At 42.3% G+C, this 21,921-nt stretch carries 18 protein-coding genes; 9 read left to right on the top strand and 9 right to left on the bottom strand.

Annotated elements, in window-relative coordinates; genetic code table 11:
* Nucleotides 1-231: 231 nt before the first annotated feature.
* Nucleotides 232-1,653 carry a D-alanyl-D-alanine carboxypeptidase/D-alanyl-D-alanine endopeptidase gene (dacB, locus tag OTG27_RS12805; protein ID WP_483878188.1) on the bottom strand — a complete coding sequence of 474 codons (1,422 nt, stop codon included), beginning with the start codon at nucleotides 1,651-1,653 and terminating at the stop codon, nucleotides 232-234.
* A 304-nt stretch (nucleotides 1,654-1,957) separates the two neighbouring features.
* Here dacB and OTG27_RS12800 point away from each other — a divergent pair, with 304 nt between their 5' ends.
* The 4 genes from OTG27_RS12800 (at nucleotide 1,958) to OTG27_RS12785 (ending at nucleotide 6,117) form a co-directional block, all read left to right on the top strand.
* On the top strand, nucleotides 1,958-2,452 hold the full coding sequence (locus tag OTG27_RS12800) for a PH domain-containing protein (protein WP_034305830.1): 495 nt from the start codon (nucleotides 1,958-1,960) through the stop codon (nucleotides 2,450-2,452).
* On the top strand, nucleotides 2,452-3,924 hold the full coding sequence (locus OTG27_RS12795; RefSeq protein ID WP_268937130.1) for a PH domain-containing protein: 1,473 nt from the start codon (nucleotides 2,452-2,454) through the stop codon (nucleotides 3,922-3,924). The genes OTG27_RS12800 and OTG27_RS12795 overlap by 1 nt, the downstream gene beginning before the upstream one ends.
* A gap of 199 nt (nucleotides 3,925-4,123) precedes the next feature.
* Nucleotides 4,124-5,170 carry a HAMP domain-containing protein gene (locus tag OTG27_RS12790; protein WP_268937129.1) on the top strand — a complete coding sequence of 349 codons (1,047 nt, stop codon included), beginning with the start codon at nucleotides 4,124-4,126 and terminating at the stop codon, nucleotides 5,168-5,170.
* Nucleotides 5,171-5,355: 185 nt separating this feature from the next.
* Nucleotides 5,356-6,117, top strand: coding sequence for a methyl-accepting chemotaxis protein (locus tag OTG27_RS12785; protein ID WP_268937128.1), 762 nt, complete (start codon nucleotides 5,356-5,358; stop codon nucleotides 6,115-6,117).
* Nucleotides 6,118-6,167: 50 nt separating this feature from the next.
* On the opposite strand, the gene OTG27_RS12780 is transcribed toward OTG27_RS12785, so the two are convergent.
* Entirely contained in the window at nucleotides 6,168-6,674 is a 507-nt protein-coding gene (locus OTG27_RS12780; protein WP_048685038.1) for a general stress protein, read from the bottom strand.
* A 163-nt stretch (nucleotides 6,675-6,837) separates the two neighbouring features.
* Here OTG27_RS12780 and OTG27_RS12775 point away from each other — a divergent pair, with 163 nt between their 5' ends.
* The 5 genes from OTG27_RS12775 (at nucleotide 6,838) to OTG27_RS12755 (ending at nucleotide 13,294) form a co-directional block, all read left to right on the top strand.
* Complete coding sequence (locus OTG27_RS12775) at nucleotides 6,838-7,902, top strand: M20 family metallopeptidase (RefSeq protein WP_268937127.1); 1,065 nt, start codon at nucleotides 6,838-6,840, stop codon at nucleotides 7,900-7,902.
* A 642-nt stretch (nucleotides 7,903-8,544) separates the two neighbouring features.
* Nucleotides 8,545-9,108 carry a 3D domain-containing protein gene (locus OTG27_RS12770; RefSeq protein ID WP_063577450.1) on the top strand — a complete coding sequence of 188 codons (564 nt, stop codon included), beginning with the start codon at nucleotides 8,545-8,547 and terminating at the stop codon, nucleotides 9,106-9,108.
* 147 nt (nucleotides 9,109-9,255) lie between these two features.
* Nucleotides 9,256-10,176, top strand: a complete 921-nt coding sequence (locus OTG27_RS12765) for a ketopantoate reductase family protein (RefSeq protein ID WP_308789442.1) — start codon at nucleotides 9,256-9,258, stop codon at nucleotides 10,174-10,176.
* Between the two features lie 219 nt (nucleotides 10,177-10,395).
* A complete protein-coding gene (locus OTG27_RS12760) occupies nucleotides 10,396-11,664 on the top strand; it encodes a dicarboxylate/amino acid:cation symporter (protein ID WP_057278594.1) in 1,269 nt (422 codons plus the stop codon).
* 211 nt (nucleotides 11,665-11,875) lie between these two features.
* A complete protein-coding gene (locus OTG27_RS12755) occupies nucleotides 11,876-13,294 on the top strand; it encodes an NAD-dependent succinate-semialdehyde dehydrogenase (protein WP_048685027.1) in 1,419 nt (472 codons plus the stop codon).
* Between the two features lie 55 nt (nucleotides 13,295-13,349).
* On the opposite strand, the gene OTG27_RS12750 is transcribed toward OTG27_RS12755, so the two are convergent.
* The 7 genes from OTG27_RS12750 to OTG27_RS12720 all read right to left on the bottom strand — a co-directional run bounded on the left by OTG27_RS12750 (nucleotide 13,350) and on the right by OTG27_RS12720 (nucleotide 21,886).
* Nucleotides 13,350-14,456 carry an AI-2E family transporter gene (locus OTG27_RS12750; protein ID WP_063577452.1) on the bottom strand — a complete coding sequence of 369 codons (1,107 nt, stop codon included), beginning with the start codon at nucleotides 14,454-14,456 and terminating at the stop codon, nucleotides 13,350-13,352.
* A 397-nt stretch (nucleotides 14,457-14,853) separates the two neighbouring features.
* Nucleotides 14,854-16,380, bottom strand: a complete 1,527-nt coding sequence (gene scpC, locus OTG27_RS12745; RefSeq protein WP_239860143.1) for a succinyl-CoA:acetate CoA-transferase ScpC — start codon at nucleotides 16,378-16,380, stop codon at nucleotides 14,854-14,856.
* 131 nt (nucleotides 16,381-16,511) lie between these two features.
* Nucleotides 16,512-17,162: a LytTR family DNA-binding domain-containing protein gene (locus OTG27_RS12740; protein WP_057278591.1), complete on the bottom strand. Its 651-nt coding sequence runs from the start codon at nucleotides 17,160-17,162 to the stop codon at nucleotides 16,512-16,514.
* A gap of 565 nt (nucleotides 17,163-17,727) precedes the next feature.
* Complete coding sequence (locus tag OTG27_RS12735) at nucleotides 17,728-18,090, bottom strand: P-II family nitrogen regulator (RefSeq protein WP_098865677.1); 363 nt, start codon at nucleotides 18,088-18,090, stop codon at nucleotides 17,728-17,730.
* A gap of 14 nt (nucleotides 18,091-18,104) precedes the next feature.
* Nucleotides 18,105-19,319 (bottom strand): ammonium transporter, encoded by a 1,215-nt coding sequence (locus tag OTG27_RS12730; RefSeq protein WP_063577454.1) that lies wholly within the window; start codon nucleotides 19,317-19,319, stop codon nucleotides 18,105-18,107.
* A 295-nt stretch (nucleotides 19,320-19,614) separates the two neighbouring features.
* Entirely contained in the window at nucleotides 19,615-19,818 is a 204-nt protein-coding gene (locus OTG27_RS12725; protein WP_063577455.1) for a YbdD/YjiX family protein, read from the bottom strand.
* A gap of 13 nt (nucleotides 19,819-19,831) precedes the next feature.
* Nucleotides 19,832-21,886, bottom strand: a complete 2,055-nt coding sequence (locus OTG27_RS12720; RefSeq protein ID WP_063577456.1) for a carbon starvation CstA family protein — start codon at nucleotides 21,884-21,886, stop codon at nucleotides 19,832-19,834.
* Nucleotides 21,887-21,921 lie beyond the last annotated feature (35 nt).

Below are 21,921 nucleotides of genomic sequence, written 5' to 3'. Positions count from 1 at the left end.
TATATCGGAGAATGGCCTTCGAATGTTCGATTGCCGACTTGATGCAATGTCATATAATGACCATCGATTTGAATACGCCATTCGGATCTGCGATTGAAACCTGATCAGATCAGCAAATAAAACGGCTTAGCGGCATTATGCTGCCAATTCGGACTTGCCGAAGAAAATGATATGGCTGATACCGACCTCTTTCTCGCAGATCCTGAACTTCAACTTAGCTTTCCATGAATACTAATGGCCGCTTCCCAATAGGTTTTCCTGTTCTGCGAGCATTACGGCTATCTTATCCTGGATTGCCGTAATGCCTTTTTCTTCTACAAAATTATTCAAGATGATTGAAAATATGATTTTTTCCCCTCTTTTGGTCGTCACATAACCGGATAAGGAGCTCGTACCTGAAATTGTCCCTGTTTTCGCGCGGACATTCCCGGCTGCAAGTGTCCCTTTCATCCTCTTTCTAAGAGTACCGCCCACCATCCGATTTTCGTTGCCTGCAATCGGTAAAGCATTCAAGTAAGCAGGAAACCACGTTTTTTCCTGAATGGCATACAGCAGCTTCGTTATTTCATTCGCTGGAATCATATTGACTTGGGAAATTCCAGACCCATCACGCATCATGATCGTTTGCATATCGAGACCCATACTCTTCAGCTGATTTCGAGCAACCTTCAAACCATCCTTCCAGCTTCCCTCCCCATCTGCCTCTTTGCCCATTTCCTTCACTAAAACCTCGGCATGGCTGTTATTGCTCAATTTCATGAAAGGAATAAGCAGCTGTGAAAGCTGCATGGACTGATGAGTGGCAATCATATGCGCTCCTACTGGCGTTTTCCCTTTTTTCCTTTTTCCTAACACTTTAATTCCATGTTCCTTCATTGATTTTTCAAATAGGCTCAAGGCATATTCTGTGGGATCTTCCACCGAGACCCACTCTTTGGTCACCCCGGCATCTTCCGGAATGGTCCCGGTCACCGTAATGACTTGTGTGCCATGAGACCGTTCGATTTCAATCTTATTATTAGCATCTGCCGATACAGTTTTCGTTTTGTTGATGACCTTCACGTGATCGGTTTCAGGCTCCAGCTTTACCGTTGCCCTCTTTCCAGCCTTTTCCCCAGGAGCTAACTCCACGATGATGGTACCGGTATCGTAATCTTCATTCGGGGAAGCAGTTAAAGCCGAAACGGCTGCACCGTAATATTCCTGTTCATCGCCCCAAACTAAGTCTTGAGAATAACGAACATCATCATACCAAGAATCGTCCCCTATAAGATCCCCGTGAACGAACTTGACTTGCCTTTGCTTCAGTGAAGCTGCCAGCTCATCAAAATCCTTTTCCAATAATGTGGGATCCCCTTTCCCCTTCAGGTATACATTGCCCTGCAGAACATGGCCAACCTGCACTCCTTTTATGTATAGTTCCGTTTGAAAAGTATAATCTTCCCCTAAAGTTTCAAGCGCGGCTGCTGCTGTCAAAAGCTTAAGATTCGAAGCAGGCCGCAATCTCGTTTGCGATCCCCGTTCATAAATCTTTTCCCCCGTTTCAGCTGAACGGATGGAAATTCCCGTCAACGCCCCAGCCAATCCTGGCGATTGCTCCAATATTCGTTGAATTTCCTGCCCTAGGTTTCCATCATCATTTGCAGCCTGCATCGATTCTCCATTAAAAAAACAAATCAAAAACAGGAAGAATATAAAACTCAACTTCCTTTTATACGTCAAACCTATCACTCCCACTCTAGAAACTCACCACTTCTATCTTGTCCATTATTCGGTCATATAAAAAGAAAAGATCCACTAGAAAACTCCTTATTTATACATACTCGGGAAACTGCAGGATTATTCGCCCGCCACTCCACGGTATGCGGCTGCACAGTTCCTATACATATACCTTTAATAGGGAACTTTTTTGCAAGATAATCCGTATAAGTATAAAGACATAGTAAGGAGTGAATATATGTATTCCAAGATACAGCCACCAACGAAGAAAATATCCAAAGAATCAGTGAAGGTGTGGCGGATGACTGAAGCCATTACCAATCTCATTATCCTCGCCGTCCTTGGCATCCTATTATTTGTTGATGATTATTTCACTTGGAAAGAATGGATTGGATGGATTTTAAACGGACTTATCGTATTATCTTTTTTCCATGCTATCTGGTCCATCTTCATTGAACCGATACTTTTGCAAAAGTATTGGCGATACGACGTGAACGAAGAATTCATTCAAACAAAACGTGGAGCCTGGAGTGAAACGCATGAACTCATTCCGATGACGAAGGTTCAATCCGTCAAATTGAACCAAGGACCGTTTTTGCGAAAATACAACCTTTATTCCCTAAGCATCGGAACAATGGGCGACTCTCATGACATACCGGCCATCCCCGAGAAAGAGGCGTATGAATTACGAGATAAAATTGCCCATTTCGCAAAAATTAAGGAAGTGGATTAATGATGGAAGAACACGCAAAACGATTACACCCTATCAAAATCCCTTTCGAATTTTGGAAATTGCTGAAAGGAAATGTATTTTTCATAATCATGCTTTATGTCCTGAATTTCGGTTCTGAAAAGATGTATATGAAGGTACTCCAAATCGGCTTTCTAGTTTATTTGGTTTGGAAAGTCATTTCTGTCATCCTTAGATGGTATACATACAAATACCAAATCATAGAAGGTACCTTATACATCACTTCAGGGCTTGTCTCGAAATCGTATCGAACTGTCCCGCTTCATAAGGTTCAGAATGTCCAGCAACGCACGACGTTATTTCATAAGATTTTCAGATTGACCTCTTTAACTTTCGAAACGGGGATGACTGGTGATCAGGGTAGCGTACCTTTCGAGATGATTTCCCGAAAAGAGGCCGAACGGCTTGAGGGGGAATATGCTTCAAAACAGGAACTTCCGGTTATTGAAGCGGATATTCCCGAAGAACGAATTGCTGAGGATATGGAACCAGCCATTGAAAAAACGATCCATTTCACTCCTAGCAAACATGATGTGCTGAAAGCTTCCTTTACATCACTCAGTTTCCTGGCTCTTATCCCGATATTGGCTACGTTATATAATACACTCGTTGATTTTTTCGATTTGGAGAATACCGAAGGGTTTCTTGCCAAGTTATTGGATACATGGTGGATCATTACCATCGTTATTGCAGGCCTCATATGTGTCGCCGTTGCCTTCGGAATCGTTTCCACATTCGTTAAATATGGAAAATATGAAATTTCATCCGATCACGAGCGCATATATATCAAGAAAGGTGTACTGGACGAATCCGCTTTTTCCATTCGGAAAGAAAAAGTACAAGCAGTCGAAATCACCCAATCAATCATTAAAAGAGTGCTGGGGTTGGCAGAAGTGAAACTGATCAGTGCAGGAAGCACCGGTGATGAAGAGCTGGAAACGAACACCCTCTATCCCTTTTTATCAATTGAACGGGCATATGGGATGGTAGAAGAGATTTTACCCGATTACAAAGTGGAACGATCAATGAGGTCACTATCGAAACAGGCCTTCAAAATCCGAATGCTGCGACCTAGCTTTTTCTGGATTCTCACAACATTGGCGATTTATTATTTCAAACCCTCCCTATGGTATATCTCGCTGATTCTACTCGTCCTCATTTATACATTGAGAATAATGGATTACAAAAATAGCCGTTACTTGTTAAATGATGAGTTCATTCAGTTCAAATCCGGAAGTTTGGAAACATCACTATTCATTACCAAAAGAAGCAAGGTCATTCAAATTGAGGTGGAACGTTCGAAGCTGCAAAAGTTTTTCAGGCTTGCCACAATTGAAACGACCAACCGCTCCAAGCCTGTACACCATACAAAGCTCCAAGATGTATCCGTTGAATATGCAGACGAGTTTTACACATGGTATATGGATAGGACAAAAAATATCCAATTCGAATAGTATTCAATGAATGAAAGAGTTGACCATGGCAGTCAGCTCTTTTTTTATCCACTATATTCCACCCCCTTCCCACCTTTGCACTTCACGACAAAATTAATATTGGAATTTTCTAACTTGTCCCTTCAAAAAAAGCGAAAGAAGACCGAAATATCAAATAGAAGTCAAAATTAATTAGAAGTATATAAGGAGAATTTTACAGATGAAAAGACTGACAGACTGGTATTTTAATTCGCTAAAAAAACAAATATTGATTCCCTTTTTAGCTTTGATCATGATAAGCGGAATGGCCATTTCCTACATGAGCTATAAAAATAGTATCGAGTTGACGACCCAGGAAATTACCGGATCGACGGAAGAGCAAGTCAAGTCAATGAACGATTCTTTCGAGACATTCTTTCAAAAAACGGAAAATCAATTGGATAGGATCAGTAAGTATCCTATCATGAGTACTTATGATAAGAACCCCGAATCCATAATGGATGAGTTTTCCCATACACAGTCAAGCAATTCTGAAATAAATGGTTTATACCTTGGCACCGAGAAAGATGGAAAAACATTAATATTCCCTAAAGCGGATTTGCCGGCTGACTTCGATCCGAGACAAAGGGATTGGTATCAATCCGCATTAAAACAAAAAAACAAGACCATTTGGACGGAACCTTATACTGATCAGGCTACGAATGAACTTGTCATTACGGCAGCAAAGGCCATATATGATGATCGTGATGAATTAATAGGCGTGCTCGGTGTCGACATCTCAATCGATACATTGATCACGATGGTCAATCAAACGAAATTCGGCGAAACGGGCTATACGGTTTTGCTTGATCAGAAAGGGTCATTCGTTACACATCCAGACAAGGAAAAAATTCAACAGGATATATCAAAGGAAAATATTTTCAAAAAAATGAAAGGTGAATCCGGATCAATGATCGAGGAATTTGAAGGGAAGAGCCGGATCTTCGGATACGCCACAAATCCTACCACCGGATGGAGAATAGCAGGGGTAATGGAGGAAAATGAAGTGAAAGTCCGGGCAAGCCCGATGATAGTCGAAAATGTCATCACACTGTTGATTGTCTTTACCGTCACTGCACTATCTGCCATCTTCATCACCCGTTCTTTAACGAATCCCATTAAAAAGCTGCAGGAATCCATACGGAAAATGGCTGACGGCGATTTCACCTCCTGGAATTCCATTTCCAGAAAAGTGAGATTGGCCAACTTGCAGAAGATATCAGCTTAATGACCAGGAATATGAGTCATATGTTAGGGGTTGTCAACAACCTTTCCGATAAAGTATCGGATTCCTCCATGACGCTAGTGGGCCAGTGCCGATGAAAATTCAGCGGCAGCTAACGAAGTGGCCATGACGATGGAACAAATAGCAGCCGGTGCCATAGACCAAATCGAAGTCGGGCAGAATAACGAATGGCCGTAAAGCTATTGGCTGACAAAATCAATGATCTTGAGGCGCAAACGGGAAAAATGGCCACGGAATCCGAAAATATGTTCAAGGCTTCCGAAAACGGAATCACTCAAGTACAAGGCCTGAAACAACAATTCAATGAAACGTCCCAGATATCCAATAAGATGAGCACGGCAGTCAAATCATTGGATGCACGATCCAATGATATCAGTGCGATCGTAAAAACCATAAGCGGGATTGCAGGACAAACGAATTTACTCGCCCTGAATGCTGCCATCGAAGCAGCGAGGGCTGGTGAACACGGAAAAGGGTTTGCTGTTGTTGCCGATGAAGTGAAGAAATTGGCCGAACAAACGGAAAAATCACTAAAAGAAATCTCTGAAATCATTCAAGCCATGCAAACAGATACAACCAATACCGTTCATTTGATTGGTCAAGTCAATCAAAAAATCCATCTTCAGGATACTTCCGTAACGGATACGGAAAATGCTTTCAGTCACATTGCATCCATCATCACGACTACATTCAGCAATTTTGACGAAATAAAAGAGATGATGAACGATATGGTAAACGAGGTCACACGGATGGCGGGCAATGCAGAAAAATTAAATTCAATCAGTCAGGAAACTGCGGCAGGAACTGAAGAAGTATCAGCTTCCGCAGAACAAACGAATGCTTCCATGGAACAATTAAATGCCCTGGCTAGTGTATTGGATGCCCTATCCCAGGAAATGCACAAAGAAATAAAGAAATTCACATTCTAATCAAAAAAAGGACGGCCCCCTAAGGGATCCGTCCTTTTTAAAAGTACGACTTATAGAGTTCTTCTGCCATTCGTCAGCGTTTCATCGGTTTCGGTTATTCCCGAGTAAGAAGAACTAGATTTTCTAGCATCCGAATCGACTAACACAAGCAATTTGCCGCTCTTTACATCCGCTTCATAACGATTCGCTTCGTCTTCAGGTATGCCCATTCCGATTAATGTACCGGCCAATCCTCCTGTTCCAGCGCCTACAGCCGCTCCGGCTAATGTTGCAGCAAGCGGTCCAGCAGCCAGTACCGGCCCGATTCCCGGAATCGCCAACGCACCCACACCTGCCAATAATCCGGCAGCACCGCCCAAAATGCCTCCAGTCGCCGCACCAGCTGCGAGCCCCTCTTCAACTTTTGTACCCGTTTCTTCATTCACTGCATTTAATTCTTCTTTATCTTTAGCTACCACTGAAATATCTTCACGATTATACCCTTGGGCCTGTAATGACTCAACAGCCTTTATGGCTTCTTCTCCAGTTTCATATACACCAATTATACGTTTATCCATATCTATCATCCTCCTTAAAGAATGTAAATTGTCGCTCCCCCTTTACATACCCCAGGGGATGAAAATGCTAAACGTTATTTAACAGGAAAATATTTTCGAGTTAACCCTTACTCAGAAAGGGTATATATAATAGTAGTATGCATATTTTTAGGAGGTTTTCTTTTTGCTCATCGAGTTACTTAAAGATTTAGTATCCATCGACAGTTCATCGAAAGAAGGAGCCAACCAAGCGGTAGATTACTGTGCGGACTGGCTTAAAGATCAAGGACTTACCGTGAATGTGATCGTAAATAACGGTTATAAAATGCTTGTTAGCGAGATTGGCAGCGGAGATAAAACCCTAATTTGGAATGGCCATGTCGATGTTGTCAGCGGTTCGCCGGATCAATTTTTTCCTGAGGTTCATGAAGGAAATTTATATGGACGCGGAACAGCCGATATGAAAGCTGGGGTTGCAGGGATGATGTGTGCATTTACCGAACTGAAAGATAAGGACTTAGGTTTAAAAATCCAGCTACAGATCGTATCGGATGAAGAGATTGGCGGGTTGAACTGTTCCGGATATTTAGCGAAACATGGTTATCGGGGGGACTTTGTAATTTGTGCTGAACCGACGCAATTGGGAATCGGACTCCAGGCAAAGGGTGCCCTTCGTCTCGATATTGAAGTATCCGGCAAATCTGCACACGGAAGCCGTCCATGGGAAGGCGTGAATGCAATTGAAAAGGCCTATGATCTCTATCAAAAAATAAAGGAACTTCCATTCACCCGGGATCATACTCCCCTTTACTCTTCACCTTCACTTAACCTAGCAAAAATAAAAGGCGGGGATGTCTATAATAAGGTACCGGATGCTTGTTTGCTAAGTCTTGATATTCGTTATCTCCCTACGCAAACAATGGAAGATATCATTGCTCAGATCGAAAGTGTGACAGGAAAAAATGTTCACCTTAATATGTACAGTAAACCTGTAAAAACCGAAGAGTCAGACCCATTCATCACTTTGCTCCGACCGATTATCGAAAGAAACACCAAGCAAGACGCTGTCATTTTCGGACAACATGGCTCCGCAGATACCGTCTTTTTTGCGGCATATGATATCCCAGCGATTGAATTCGGACCAAAAGGCGAGAACTGGCATGGAGATAGGGAATGCGTCAATCTTGAATCAGTAGCAGTCTATCAAAAAATGCTGGTCGATTTCGCTTCTGAATTTGCTTTACATTAGGCCAAATCATGAAAAAAGCCGCATCACATATAGACAAAAGGAAGTCTATCTACATTTTAAAAACAAAGTTGATTGAAAAGGTGCGAGACTCCTGCGGGGAAAGCGCGTCCAAGGGAGACCGCACAGGCGCAAAGGCGCCGAGGAGTCTCCCGGACCGCCCGAGGAAAGCGAGTGCCTGGAGTGGAAATCAATGTTCGAATTTTAACAAGCTCTCAAAAAAATTAGACAAACTCGATTTTCATCGATTTTGTCTACAGTTTGAGCCGGCATCACATAGATGTCGGCTTTTTCCATGTTCCGCATATCCTCTCCTACTAAAATAAACAGCATTCAATCGTCTAATATTACGTTGTTTTTTTACAAAATATACAGGACTTTAAAACCAGGGATTCAACATCCATATATTACCTCATTAAACAGAATACGCCATTACATCAACACTATTTAACAAAAATACGCTTATACTGACATAATAAATAATATATTTACATTTAACAGATAAGTACTTTTGACCTAGTTTATATTACATTTATTTATCAAGGGAAACCTTTTTGTAACACAATTACTATTCCACCGAAACATTATTGTCATAAAGACCTGTTATTCTAAGTCTACGATTTAAAACAAAGGAGACTATTCATTTTGAAAAAAATACTACTTCCACTATTCACTGCTTTCTTTTTGGTATTTAGTTTTTCCGGAGTTTCATCGGCTGCTACTACTACATACAAAGTTAAAAGCGGCGACACACTATGGGGTATCGCCAATAAACATAATATAACAGTCAATCAACTCAAAAGTTGGAACAACCTGAAAAAAGATAACATCCATCCAAAACAAGTTTTAAAGGTCAAGAAAACATCGACCTCTGCTAAACCTAAAGCTAAAGCAAAAACATCATCATCATCCAAGAAATACAAAACGATCACGGTGAAGGCAACAGCTTACACTGCGAACTGCAAAGGCTGCAGCGGGATTACAGCATCTGGTCTTAACTTAAAGAAAAACCCTAACGTAAAAGCCATCTCGGTCGACCCTAAGGTCATTCCACTAGGAACAAAAGTTCATGTAGAAGGATACGGGGATGCCATTGCGGCAGATAAAGGCGGCGCAATCAAAGGGAATAAAATTGACGTCTTCTACTCTTCTCACTCAAAAGCTATCAATTGGGGCAGAAAAACCGTTAAAGTAAAAATCTATAAATAATGATAAGCACCAGCCTGAAACCTTTCAGGCTGGTCTTTTGTTTTTCCCATTCTTACAAACATCTAAACAACCAGTTGACCTTCAAACGGAAATATTTACTGAAATTTCAGTCAATGTTATGATTAGTACATCTTAATCAAAAGAGAGGTGTGCGCTTTGAATATTGTCATTATAGGGGCTGGGGCACTTGGCTCCTACTTTGGGGGCAGGTTGCAGCAGGCCGGACAGGATGTTCAATACCTTGTCCGAAAGAACCGCGCCAAACAATTGAAGGAAAACGGGATCAGCATAACCAGCCCACATGGAAACTACCAATTCAACGACCTTCATATCACAGAGAATGTAAATGACATCGAAAAGGTCGACCTCGTGATTCTCGCCGTAAAAGGCCAGCATCTGCAAGGCACCCTTACAGATTTAAAGGTGCTTGTTGAAAAGGGCACAAAGGTGCTCCCGCTTTTGAATGGATTGGAGCATATATCCATTTTACAGGAGGCGCTTGGCGAGGAAGCCGTCTTGGGAGGAAGTGCCTTCATCATCGCCACCCTTGATGAAAAAGGGCATGTCATTCACTCCAATGAAAATCACGATTTAATCTATGGCCCGCTTCATCCGTCACAAAAAAAGATATGTGATGAATTCGAACAGGCGGCGGGAACAGCTATCATGAAGGTAAGCAGAACGGAAAACATTTTGATCAGGATGTGGATCAAATACATGTTCATCACCGCGTTTTCCGGTGTGACAACAGCATCGAACCTCCCTATCGGCACGATACGGAGATACCCGGAAACCAATGGATTGCTAGAAAAGGTCCTTGTTGAAATGAAGGAGCTTGCAAATGCTTATGACGTCGGAATTACTGTGGAGAATATTGCTCAAGCGTTGGAAAACATGGCAGGATTACCTCATGAATCAACCTCTTCGATGCACCAGGACCGCCGGAAGGGCCTAACCCTCGAAGTGGAACATTTACAGGGCGGTGCACTGCGCCTAGCCGACAAGGTCGGTTTGAAACTTCCTGTGATCGGAACCATATATTCACTAATAAAACCATTTGAAAATTGATTTTCGCCAATACCGGTGCTCCACCGGTATTTTTTTTACGGCTTAGTAATCTCTTTATATCCTGATCTTCACTTTAATTCCTCTTCAGTTATTCAAAATCCCCAAGACCAAAAAGAACAAAAAGAAAACAATATCACCAAAAGAATATTCTGATTCTTTCTTCTGTTACACTATTATCAAGTTAAGAAAGCGCTATCATATAACAAAGGAGAATGCCCCTTGAAAATATTAAAAAATTTAACAGTTCAGGTCATCATCGGTATCATTCTGGGTATAACAGTCGGTTTCTTCTTCCCTGCTTTCGGTGAACAACTAAAGATATTGGCTGATTTATTTATTAAAATGATTAAAATGGTCATCGCACCAATCATCTTCTTAACCGTCGTAATCGGAATCGGCGGTATGGGCGATATGAAAAAGGTTGGCCGCATCGGCGGAAAGGCCCTGCTTTATTTTGAAATCGTTACCACTTTCGCACTTGCCATCGGAATCATCGTGGTCAATCTGCTGGGACCTGGTAAAGGCTTTAACATCGATTCAGTCGAGGGCGGAGATGTATCACAATATACGACAGCCGCTTCCGAAACGGAACATGGCGCCGTTGCTTTCATTTCTAATATCATTCCTGATAATGCCGTTGCCGCACTGGCTGGCGGAGACTTACTACCTATTCTATTCTTTGCCGTATTATTCGGATTATCGATGGCAGCAATGGGACCGAGAGTGCAGCCAGTCGTTTCTTTCTTTCAGCATATTGCCGACATTTTCTTCGGCATCGTCGGTATGATCATGAAAGTTTCTCCATTGGCCGCATTTGGAGCAATGGCTTATACAATCGGTAAGTTTGGCCTTGGTTCTTTATCCTCGTTAGGACAATTAATGGGCAGTGTTTATATCACAATGGCACTTTTCATCGTTCTTATCCTTGGCTCAATTGCAAAAATGTATGGCTTTAATATTTTCAAGTTCATTGCCTATATAAAAGAAGAGATCCTCTTAGTTTTAGGAACCTCTTCATCGGAATCCGCCCTGCCAAGCGTGATGAAAAAACTCGAAAAATACGGTTGCTCAAAATCGGTAGTCGGTTTGGTTGTCCCAACCGGTTATTCTTTCAACCTTGATGGCACTTCCATCTACTTATCCATGGCTGCGATTTTCATCGCCCAAGCCTATGGTGTCGATTTAAGCATCTGGCAGGAATTGACCCTTCTAGGAATCTTGATGTTAACATCCAAAGGTGCTGCCGGTGTAACGGGATCCGGTTTCATCACACTTGCTGCAACATTAGCTGCCTTCCCAATGATTCCAGTTGAAGGAATGGCATTACTGCTTGGAGTCGACCGCTTCATGTCAGAAGCACGCGCCATCACGAATCTAATCGGTAACAGTGTCGCTACGGTGGTCATTTCTAAATCAGAAGGTGAATTCAATCCAAACCAAGCCATCTCAGATGATATGAATGAAGTGGCTGTTTCATCGGAAAAATAATTGAACCTTGAATGAAGAGGTGTGCAGCTTGCACCTCTTTTTTTGTGTGTATTCCTCCCTTTCTAGCAATGAATAGCCAATTTTCTATAAATAGCCAAACAAATAAATTTCAGAATCACTGAAAAGTGTTTATACTTTTATGTAACAGGTAAAAGTATATAGTTAGAAGTTTAGTAGTTTGATGGATTTAACCAAATTAGGAGGTTTTATCATGAAGGATTACGGATTATTTATTAACGGTGAGTGGTCGGATTTTGGATTGGATAAAATTGAAGTGAGAAACCCGGCAACGGATGAAGTAGTTGCCACCGTTCCTAAAGGCGGTGCAACTGAAGCTGCGAAGGCTGCAGATGCCGCATATGAAGCCTTTACGGGTTGGGCTGCACTCTCAGTCTACGAACGTGCTGAACTAATTTGGAAATGGCATCGATTGATTGATGATCATAAAGAAGAACTGGCAAAAATCATGACTGAAGAGCAAGGAAAGCCCCTTAAAGAAGCTCTTGGTGAAATGACATATGCCAATGGCTTTTTATCTTGGTTTGCCGAAGAAGGAAAAAGGGTGTACGGTGAAACGATTCCTGCTTCCGTGTCCAATAAGCGGCTTTTCGTGACTAAACAGCCTGTCGGAGTTGTAGCTGTCATTACGCCTTGGAATTTTCCTGCAGCCATGATTACAAGAAAAGTGGCACCAGCGCTTGCCGTCGGCTGCACAGTCGTCATTAAACCGGCAAACCTGACTCCCATAACAGCTTTAAAAATGGCTGAATTAGCCGAAGAAGCTGGCATTCCAAAAGGGGTCATCAACGTCGTGACAGGAAAATCCTCAGAAATCGGCGAAACTTGGCTTCAAGATACGAGGGTTCGTAAATTGACGTTTACCGGTTCTACAGAAGTCGGCAAAACCCTGATGAGGGGCTCCGCAGACACGGTAAAGAAAATCTCACTAGAACTCGGAGGTCACGCACCAGCAATCGTTCTTGAGGATGCCGACCTTAATAAAGCGGTTGATGGCATCATCAGTTCAAAGTTCCGTAACGCAGGACAAACATGCGTCTGTTCAAATCGCATTTATGTCCACGAAGCCATTCAAGAGGCCTTCATCGAAAAGCTCGTTGCCAAGGTCAAGGAACTAAAGGTAGGAAATGGACTGGAAGATGGCGTCGATATCGGTCCGCTTATCGATCAAAATGCAGTGGATAAGGTTCAAAAACAAATTGATGAAGCAATCAGCAGCGGCGCTAAGCTCGAAGCTGGCGGTAAATCAATAAGCGGCCTTTTTCTTGAACCGACCGTATTGTCCAACATTGATGACAGCATGCTCTGCATGAAGGAAGAAACATTTGGTCCACTAGCTCCCATTGCCTCCTTTAAGACTGATGAAGAGGCAATCAAGAGGGCAAATGACTCCATCTTCGGTTTGGCAGCTTACGTCTTCACTGAAAACATCACAAAGGGCATCAAATTCACCGAGGCACTTGAATTCGGTATTGTTGGCTTGAACGATGGACTTCCTTCCGTTCCGCAAGCTCCATTCGGCGGATTCAAGCAAAGCGGACTCGGCCGTGAAGGCGGACACCAGGGCATCGAAGAATTCCTGGAAGTAAAATATATTTCCTTAGGTTTGTGACCTATTTACCCCAATAAGAAAACGGGCCCGACTCAATTGAGTCTGACCCGTTTTTTCATTCCAATATATCTTCTTCAAGCTTTTCCTCTTTTCGGATCCTGATGAATTTTACGATATTCAATACGATCGTTTTAACAACAGAGTAAGTCGGAACCGCCAAAATCATGCCGATGATACCGGCAATGTTTCCGGCGACAAGCAATAGGATGATGATGGTAAGCGGATGTGTGTTCAATTTCTTCCCGATGACTAACGGTGAAATGAAATTACCATCCAATTGCTGAATGACCGTTACAACCAGAATGACCAATAATGCCTCTGTCGGTGAATGGATCAACGCCACAATGACGGCAGGAGCGGCTCCGATAAACGGACCTACATATGGAATGATATTGGTTACGGCGCCAATCAGCGCGAATAAGAACGCATAAGGCAACCCAATGATTAGATATCCGATGAACGTTCCGATCCCGACAAACATGCAAACAAGCATCTGCCCTTGTATGTATGTAGTAAGCGTCCCGCCAGTTTCCTGAAGTACTGTTAAAGCTGGTTTTCTATAGCGAACCGGTACGAATTTCATAATGGCGGCCGGAAGCTTATCCCCATCCTTCAACATATAAAACAGGATGAAAGGAACCGTTACGACAACTAAAGTGATATTCGTCACCACGCTGAAAACGGAAGTTAAACTGTTCGTTATATTACTAGGTAAGTTCGTCAAATATTTTTGCAGCGAATCCCCTACTTCTTGCAGAGGTACATAATCTTGTTCCACCGTCCATAAAAACCATTTTGACTCCGCTGAATCTTCAATGAACTTCCTTGTTTGATTGAAATAATCCGGAAGGTTATTGAGTAAATCCGTAACCTGTTTGGAAAGTGACGGGCCAACCAAACCGACCAGTAAACTAATCAACCCAAGGAAAAATACGTAAAGCAATAAAATCGCCAATCCCCTTGGCACTCTTCTTTTAACGAGGAAATCAACAGTGGGATTGAACAGGAAGTAGAGAAAACCCGAAATCAAGATTGGAAAGAACAATGTAGATGTAAAAATGACTATTGGTTCAAAAAGAAAAGAAATCTTTGTACCAACATAAAAAAGTAAAGACAATAGTAATAACTCTAACGTCCAAAAATGCAGTTTTTGCTTGAACAAATTATCTCCTCCACTATAAGCAATTCTATTTAACTCCCTATTTCTAAGGAAACAACATCATAAATGCGAAAAATCCTATGTATGATAATCATTCATTGTTAGCAGTTTACCATATATCTATAACTTGGATGAATAATTATATATAAAAATAATAGAAAAAAGCCTAAAGGTACAGTTCCCTAACTTTTTGATGGTTAAGCATCATTTTACACTTTAAATCTGTTATTTGTCGCAGGAAAAAGAATCCCAATAGGAAACACCATACAAATTACTTAGGAGAAATAATCTATTTACCTTTCAATATTCCATTGATGTGACGAAAGATTCATTGGTTTTCACCTATATCGGACACGGACCCAATAAAAAACCCCGCTTTTTATTGGCGGGGTTTTGAGTCTTATTTTTGATCTTGAAGAACCGCTTCAAGCATCGTACCGTTTTTAGCTAGGTTCGTATGCCATGAAAATGCTTTTTCAAGAATGTGCGGAGTTTGATGCCCGCCCGTTTGCGCGACAGCTTCAGTGAAGTATGCACGTAGCTGTGGTCGGTAATCAGGATGAGCACAGTTTTCTATGATTAACTCTACGCGCTCTTTTGGTGCCAAGCCACGTAAATCAGCGATCCCTTGCTCTGTCACTAATACGTCCACATCATGTTCAGTATGATCCACATGAGAAACGAAAGGAACGATACTGGAAATTTTGCCGCCTTTTGCATATGATTTCGTTACGAAAATTCCTAGGCGTGAATTACGGGCAAAATCTCCTGATCCGCCAATTCCATTCATCATTCTTGTCCCAGAAACATGTGTCGAGTTTACGTTACCATAGATATCACACTCTAACGCTGTATTGATTGAAATCAAGCCCAAACGACGGATGATTTCAGGATGATTGGATATTTCTTGTGGACGAAGAACTAGCTTATCACGGTATTTTTCAAGCTCACCGTAAACTTGTTTCCCTTTTTCTTCAGCTAATGTAATCGAACACCCTGAAGCGAATTTAACCTTTCCAGCATCGATCAGATCAAATACCGCATCTTGCAGCACTTCTGAATAAACTTCCAAATCTTTGAATTCAGAATCAAGGAAGCCAGCGAATACTGCATTTGCCACTGAACCTACACCCGACTGAAGCGGAGCAAGGCTTTCAGTTAAACGGCCAGCCTTTATTTCTCCACGAAGGAAGTTAATGAGGTGGTTGGCGATTGTTGCAGTTTCTTCATCCGGCGGCACGATTGTGGAAGGTGCATCAAGATCTGTAGAAACGACGATTCCCATTACTTTTTCAGGATCAACCGCAATGCCGATCGATCCAAGGCGATCACTTGCTTTAGTCATAGGAATCGGTTCGCGTTCCCCTTGTTTAGCCGGTGTATATATATCATGCATCCCTTCCAATCCTTCTGGATGGGATACGTTCAATTCAATGATCACATGTTTAGCTTCTTGAACGAATATGGCTGAGTTGCCTACAGAAGTTGTCGGGATGATCAATCCATCTTCCGTAATCGCCAATGCTTCGATGATTGCAAAATCGATTGGTCCGACAATGCCTTGACGAACTTGTTCAGCCGTATGAGACAAATGCTGATCCACATAAGTTACTTCATCAGCATTGATTTTATTGCGAATGCCTTTATCCGCTTGGAACGGCAAACGTTTATTTATGATGCCTGCTTCCGCCATATGTTGGTCGACTTCCGGTCCTAATGAGGCACCAGTATAAACGTCAACTTTGAATTTTTCAGTTTTAGCTCTTTCAACTAGAGCCATCGGAATAACTTTAGCATCACCAGCACGGGTAAATCCACTCATACCGAGTTTCATCCCATTTTCAATCCATGATGCTGCTTCTTCCGCTGTAACTACTTTCCCCTTAAATTGTTCGTTGCGAATTTTTTTGAAAACGCTTTCGTTCATACAAAAGACCCCCATTTTTCGCTTTTCTTACACTTAATTTTACCAATCATGTGTAATCGTCACATTCATTTTCGAATGAAAAGCCTTAAATTGGGCATAAACCAGCATTTCTTTCACACAAAGGAGAATCACTAAAACCCCAAAGCCCTCCTGAATTGACTTGCATATGTTTGACTGACCTGGATTTTGGAGTTGTCTTTCATTATCAATAAAAATGTAGAATGGAAATCAGGGAGGATCTCTTGTATATAGTTGATATTGACGATGTACGAACGGTGCACACGAATGAATAAATCACTAGGTAAAATGAATTCCAATTCACTTAAATTCATTTTATGAAATCCACTCACACGTTCGGACTGAATTTTAGTTTTCCTATTTTGAGCTTCCAAATACATAATTTCATCATATGGAAGCGGTATCCAGCGATCATCTGTTTTAATGGTCAGGAATGATGTCGGTAAAATCAATGGCTTTGACGGCAAGATGGCCGTTACCGCCCCTAAAGGGTTGCCCTCGTCCATGATAGGAACACTCAGCCCATAGTAAGGTACGCCAAATACATTACTTTCAACTTGCACCCCTATTTTTTTACGGATGCTCAGCGCTTTATATGTCGCAGTATTTTCACTGATTAAATCACCTGGTTTTATTCTTAAGTCCACTTGTTTGCTCGGTTGATAATAAATGTATTTTTCGGAATCAGCCACAGAAATTGAAGCATCCTTCGGTACAAACTCCCTGATGATATTTAAAACGGATTCGACCGTAAATTGATCCATTCCCTTTCACCTCTTAAAAGAACATATTAATAATTCCCCCATTTTTAAGCAGGGCATTCATGAAGTAATTCATAGTTTTTTGGTAAACTTACATTTTTTTGAATTCACTTTTCGGAAAATTAAAGAAAAATTGAAGTAACTAAGCGAAAAGCGTCGAAAAAAGCAAAAAAATCGTATTTAAATTTATGTCCTTATTCATTATAGTTGGAATGCTCCCCGATTTCCATGGGGGATTCAAGAAAAAAGTTTCCTTATTATACAAACATTTAAATATCAAAATCCAGCGGACATCAAACAAAAAAGCCGCTCTCCTAGGATAACGGCTGAAAGGTCATTTTTTTGAAGGGGGATTTTGAAACGGGGATTTTAATCGGAGTGATAACATCTCTTCTAAATTTTTCAGTGGCAATTCCAATAAAAAGGGTCGGTCATCAGGTTGATATACATCCTCTGAAATGAGCGTATTAACGATCTTCTGTTTTTTTGCATTAACAATTCGGACCAGTCTCCCCATTTTCAGCTCCCTTTCTTTAATCCTCTGTATCCGGCGGAATTGATCACAGCATCAGATGTCATTCTTTAGCGCATCATGACCTTCTTTACCGGTACGGATATTCACAACATTCGCCAATTCATGTATGAAGATTTTACCGTCTCCCGGTTTACCGGTACTCAAGAATTTCCTTGCTACATCCACAACATCCTGAACTGGCACTTCACACACGACGATTTCGATTTTCATTCGATCATGCAATGACATTTCACGATTTCTGCCTCTATATGTTTCCACATAACTTTTCTGAAGACCCGTTCCTTTTACTTCCGATACTGTCATTCCGCTTACCCCTATTTTCGCAAGTTCCGCTTTGAATTGTTCAAATTGGATAGGACGTGTAATGATTTCTATTTTCGTTAAAATCTCGGACATATAGGCACCCCCTTTTAGATTGATTCGTGATAAGCTTTTTCTCCATGAAGTGTAAGATCAAGCCCCATTGACTCATCTTCTTCACTGACACGCAACGGTACGAAAAGGTTAATGGCTTTAGCAACGATATAAGTGACCACGGCAACGAAGATATAGGTCGCAATGATCGCTACAAGCTGCTTCCACAACAAGTTGAAATCTCCATAGAATAAACCATTTGCACCGCTTTCGTTTACGGAAGTTGTCGCGAACAAACCTGTAGCTATGCCACCCCAAGTCCCGCCGATCCCATGTAATCCGAAAGCATCAAGCGCATCGTCGTAACCCAGTTTATTCTTCAGGAAGAATACGCCCCAGAAACAAACGGCACCGCCGATGACACCGATGATGATTGATGAAGCGGGCGTTACGAATCCGCAAGCGGGTGTAATGGCCACCAAGCCAGAAATGGCTCCGGATACTGCACCCAGCAATGTTGCCTTTTTATTAGCCATATACTCGACGATCAGCCATCCAATGATACCAGCAGCTGCTGCAACAGCTGTATTAACGAATACATTCATCGCCACTCCATTGATTGTCAGTGCGCTTCCGACGTTGAAGCCGTACCAACCGAACCAAATTAATGATCCTCCAAGAAATGTTAAAGGAAGATTATGCGGCGCACTGTCCCCCGACTCTTTCCTTTTACCTAACATGATTGCCAATACCAAACCTGCAACCCCTGAAGATATATGAACAACGTTGCCACCTGCAAAGTCAAGTGTACCCAGTTCCGCTAACCAGCCTCCACCCCATACCCAGTGTGCAACGGGAGCATATACGAATAAAGACCATAGGATCGTAAAAATCAGGAATGCTGAAAACCTCATCCGCTCGGCAATGCCACCAGCAATGATCGAGACCGTTAAAACGGCAAAAGTCATTTGGAATAACATGAACAAACTATGGGGAATTGTTTCGCTGTAAGGTCCAGGTGCAAAACCCACATCCTTTAAACCAACCCAGTCCAGACCGCCCAGAAGTGAATTACCAGGTGAAAATGATAATGAATACCCAATCAGCACCCAAAGAATAGAAATGACAGCCAGAGGCATATAACTATGCATTGCCGTATTCAAGACATTTTTACTTTTTACCATCCCTCCATAAAATAGGGCAATCCCTGGTGTCATTAGCCAAACCATCATCGTCGCCAAAAACATGAAAACCGAATCTGCCATTTGCATACTGTTTTTTCCCCCTTTATATATACGTTATGTTTATTAACATCATTATGTTATATTTTTTATCATATACTTAATTTTCTAATAATTCAACTTAATTTTTGTGTTTTTCAGAAAAAATGTTAGATTAAATAACATCAATAAGAATTAAGGATCAGCAAATTTGATTTTTTTGGTTTAATAGTTACTTTGCCATCTTTACGACTCCATGGCTGTTACATTTCACCCTCCACTTATCCCCCCCTCGAAAACCATTAAAAAAAGGGCCCCCTATTGAGGGCCCTTCAATAAATATTCATTAACAGCAACGAGACACTTTCCCACCCTTTGCGTTATACCGTTCATCCTGGGCTTCGCAGAAAAATTCTTTCCTGGTTTTCACGGGATCTTCAGGATGATGCTTTTTCATATGTGCCACATACGTATCATAACTTGGCACGCCGACGAGCAAACTGACGAATTGCTTTCTGTAGCTGAGAATTGTAATTATTCTTTTCAACATCGCTTTCCCTCCCTTATGACGACCTTGATACATAAGGCGTTTCATGTAAATCTATTTTCTGGTTCTTCAAGACTTTTATCCATAACCTAATGGCAGAAATCAGGACCGTGATCACCACGATCATGAAGATGGCACATAGGGCAGCATCCACATAATCATTGACGATGACCCGCTTCATCTCGGCGAGATTGGCTGCCGGAGCAAGAACTTCCCCACTATCATAAGCCGCTTTAAATTTATCCTTATGTGCTAAAAAGCCAATTGCCGGGTTTTCGTGGAACAGCTTTTGCCACCCTGCCGTCATGGTCACTATCAACAAGAATGTAGTGGGCACAAGAGTGACCCATGTGTACGCTTTTTTGCCCATTTTGAAAAGGACCGTCGTCCCAAGCAGCAACGCAATGGCGGAAAGCATCTGATTCGCGATTCCAAACAATGGCCAAAGGGTATTGATTCCGCCAAGAGGATCAATGACCCCTTGATAAAGGAAGTAGCCCCAACCGATTACACAAATGGCAGTCGCAATTATATTGGGCAGCCATCTATTCGTTTCGGCAAATGGTTTGTAAAAGGTGCCGATGATATCCTGTATCATAAAACGTCCCACCCTGGTTCCTGCATCAATGGTGGTCAATATGAACAATGCCTCGAACAGTATCGCGAAATGATACCAAAACGCCATCAGGGACGCCCCCCCAATCACTTGCGAGAAGATATGGGCCATGCCGATTGCAAATGTTGGAGCTCCTCCAGTACGGGATATAATGGTCTCTTCCCCAACATCGTCTGCAAGGCCGGTAATCATCTCAGGTGTCACAAGGAAACCCCAATCTGATATCGTAGCAGCCACTTGCGCTGGTTCCGTTCCCACAACGGCCCCCGGGCTGTTAATGGCAAAATAGATACCTGGCGTCAATACACAGGCGGCAATCATCGCCATGATGGCTACAAAGGATTCAGTCAACATCGCCCCGTATCCGATTGGACGTGCATGCGATTCGCGTTCAATCATTTTAGGAGTCGTACCTGAGGAAACGAGTGCATGGAATCCCGATACCGCTCCACAAGCGATCGTAATGAATAGGAACGGGAATAAATTTCCGGAAAATACAGGTCCCGTTCCATCGATGAATTGAGTGACAGCAGGCATTTCAAGGCTCGGCATGACAATAAAGATGCCTAGTGCAAGTCCGATGATCGTACCGATTTTCAAGAATGTACTTAAATAATCACGCGGTGCCAATAACATCCATACTGGCAAAACGGAGGCAACGAAACCATAGACAATCAACATGATGGCAATCGTTTCCCCGTCGAAAGTGAACATCGGCGCCAATGTTGCGCTCTCGGCTACAAAGCGGCCGAAATATAACGCGAGCATCAAAAGTATGATTCCGATAATCGACCCTTCACCAACCCGTCCCGGCCTTATATAACGCATGTAAATGCCCATAAGGACTGCAATCGGTATGGTCGAGGCAATCGTGAACATTCCCCACGGACTGCCCACCAGCGCTTTCACGACAACCAGGGCAAGTACCGCCAGTAAAATGATCATGATACCGAGGATACCAACCATCGCTATCAAGCCTGTAATCGGTCCAATCTCCTCTTTGATCATTTCTCCCAAAGATTTGCCGTTACGGCGCATCGAACCGAAAAGAATGATGAAATCCTGTACGGCACCAGCCAAAACAACTCCGACTACAAGCCATAGCGTCCCTGGCAAATATCCCATCTGAGCTGCAAGGATGGGGCCTACGAGAGGTCCAGCTCCGGCAATTGCTGCAAAGTGGTGACCAAACAACACCCATTTGTTTGTAGGTACATAATCTTTCCCATCATTATTCGCTTCCGATGGAGTCTGGCGATTGTCATCTAGCTCAAACACTTTCCGTGCAATGAATTTACTATAAAAGCGGTATGCAATTGAATAAACACAGAGTGCCGCAGTAACAATCCACATGGCATTGATGCTTTCCCCCCGGTTTAGCGCGACGAAACCAAAACTCACCGCACCCAATGCAGATATGATCCCCCAAAGAATAACAGACTTAAGCGCTTTCATTTTTTTCCATCTCCTCTCTATCGATCTAGTGTACA

Source organism: Peribacillus sp. AS_2, from assembly GCF_026891895.1.
GTDB classification, from domain to species: domain Bacteria; phylum Bacillota; class Bacilli; order Bacillales; family DSM-1321; genus Peribacillus; species Peribacillus frigoritolerans.
This window is presented reverse-complemented; position numbering and strand designations above follow the sequence as displayed.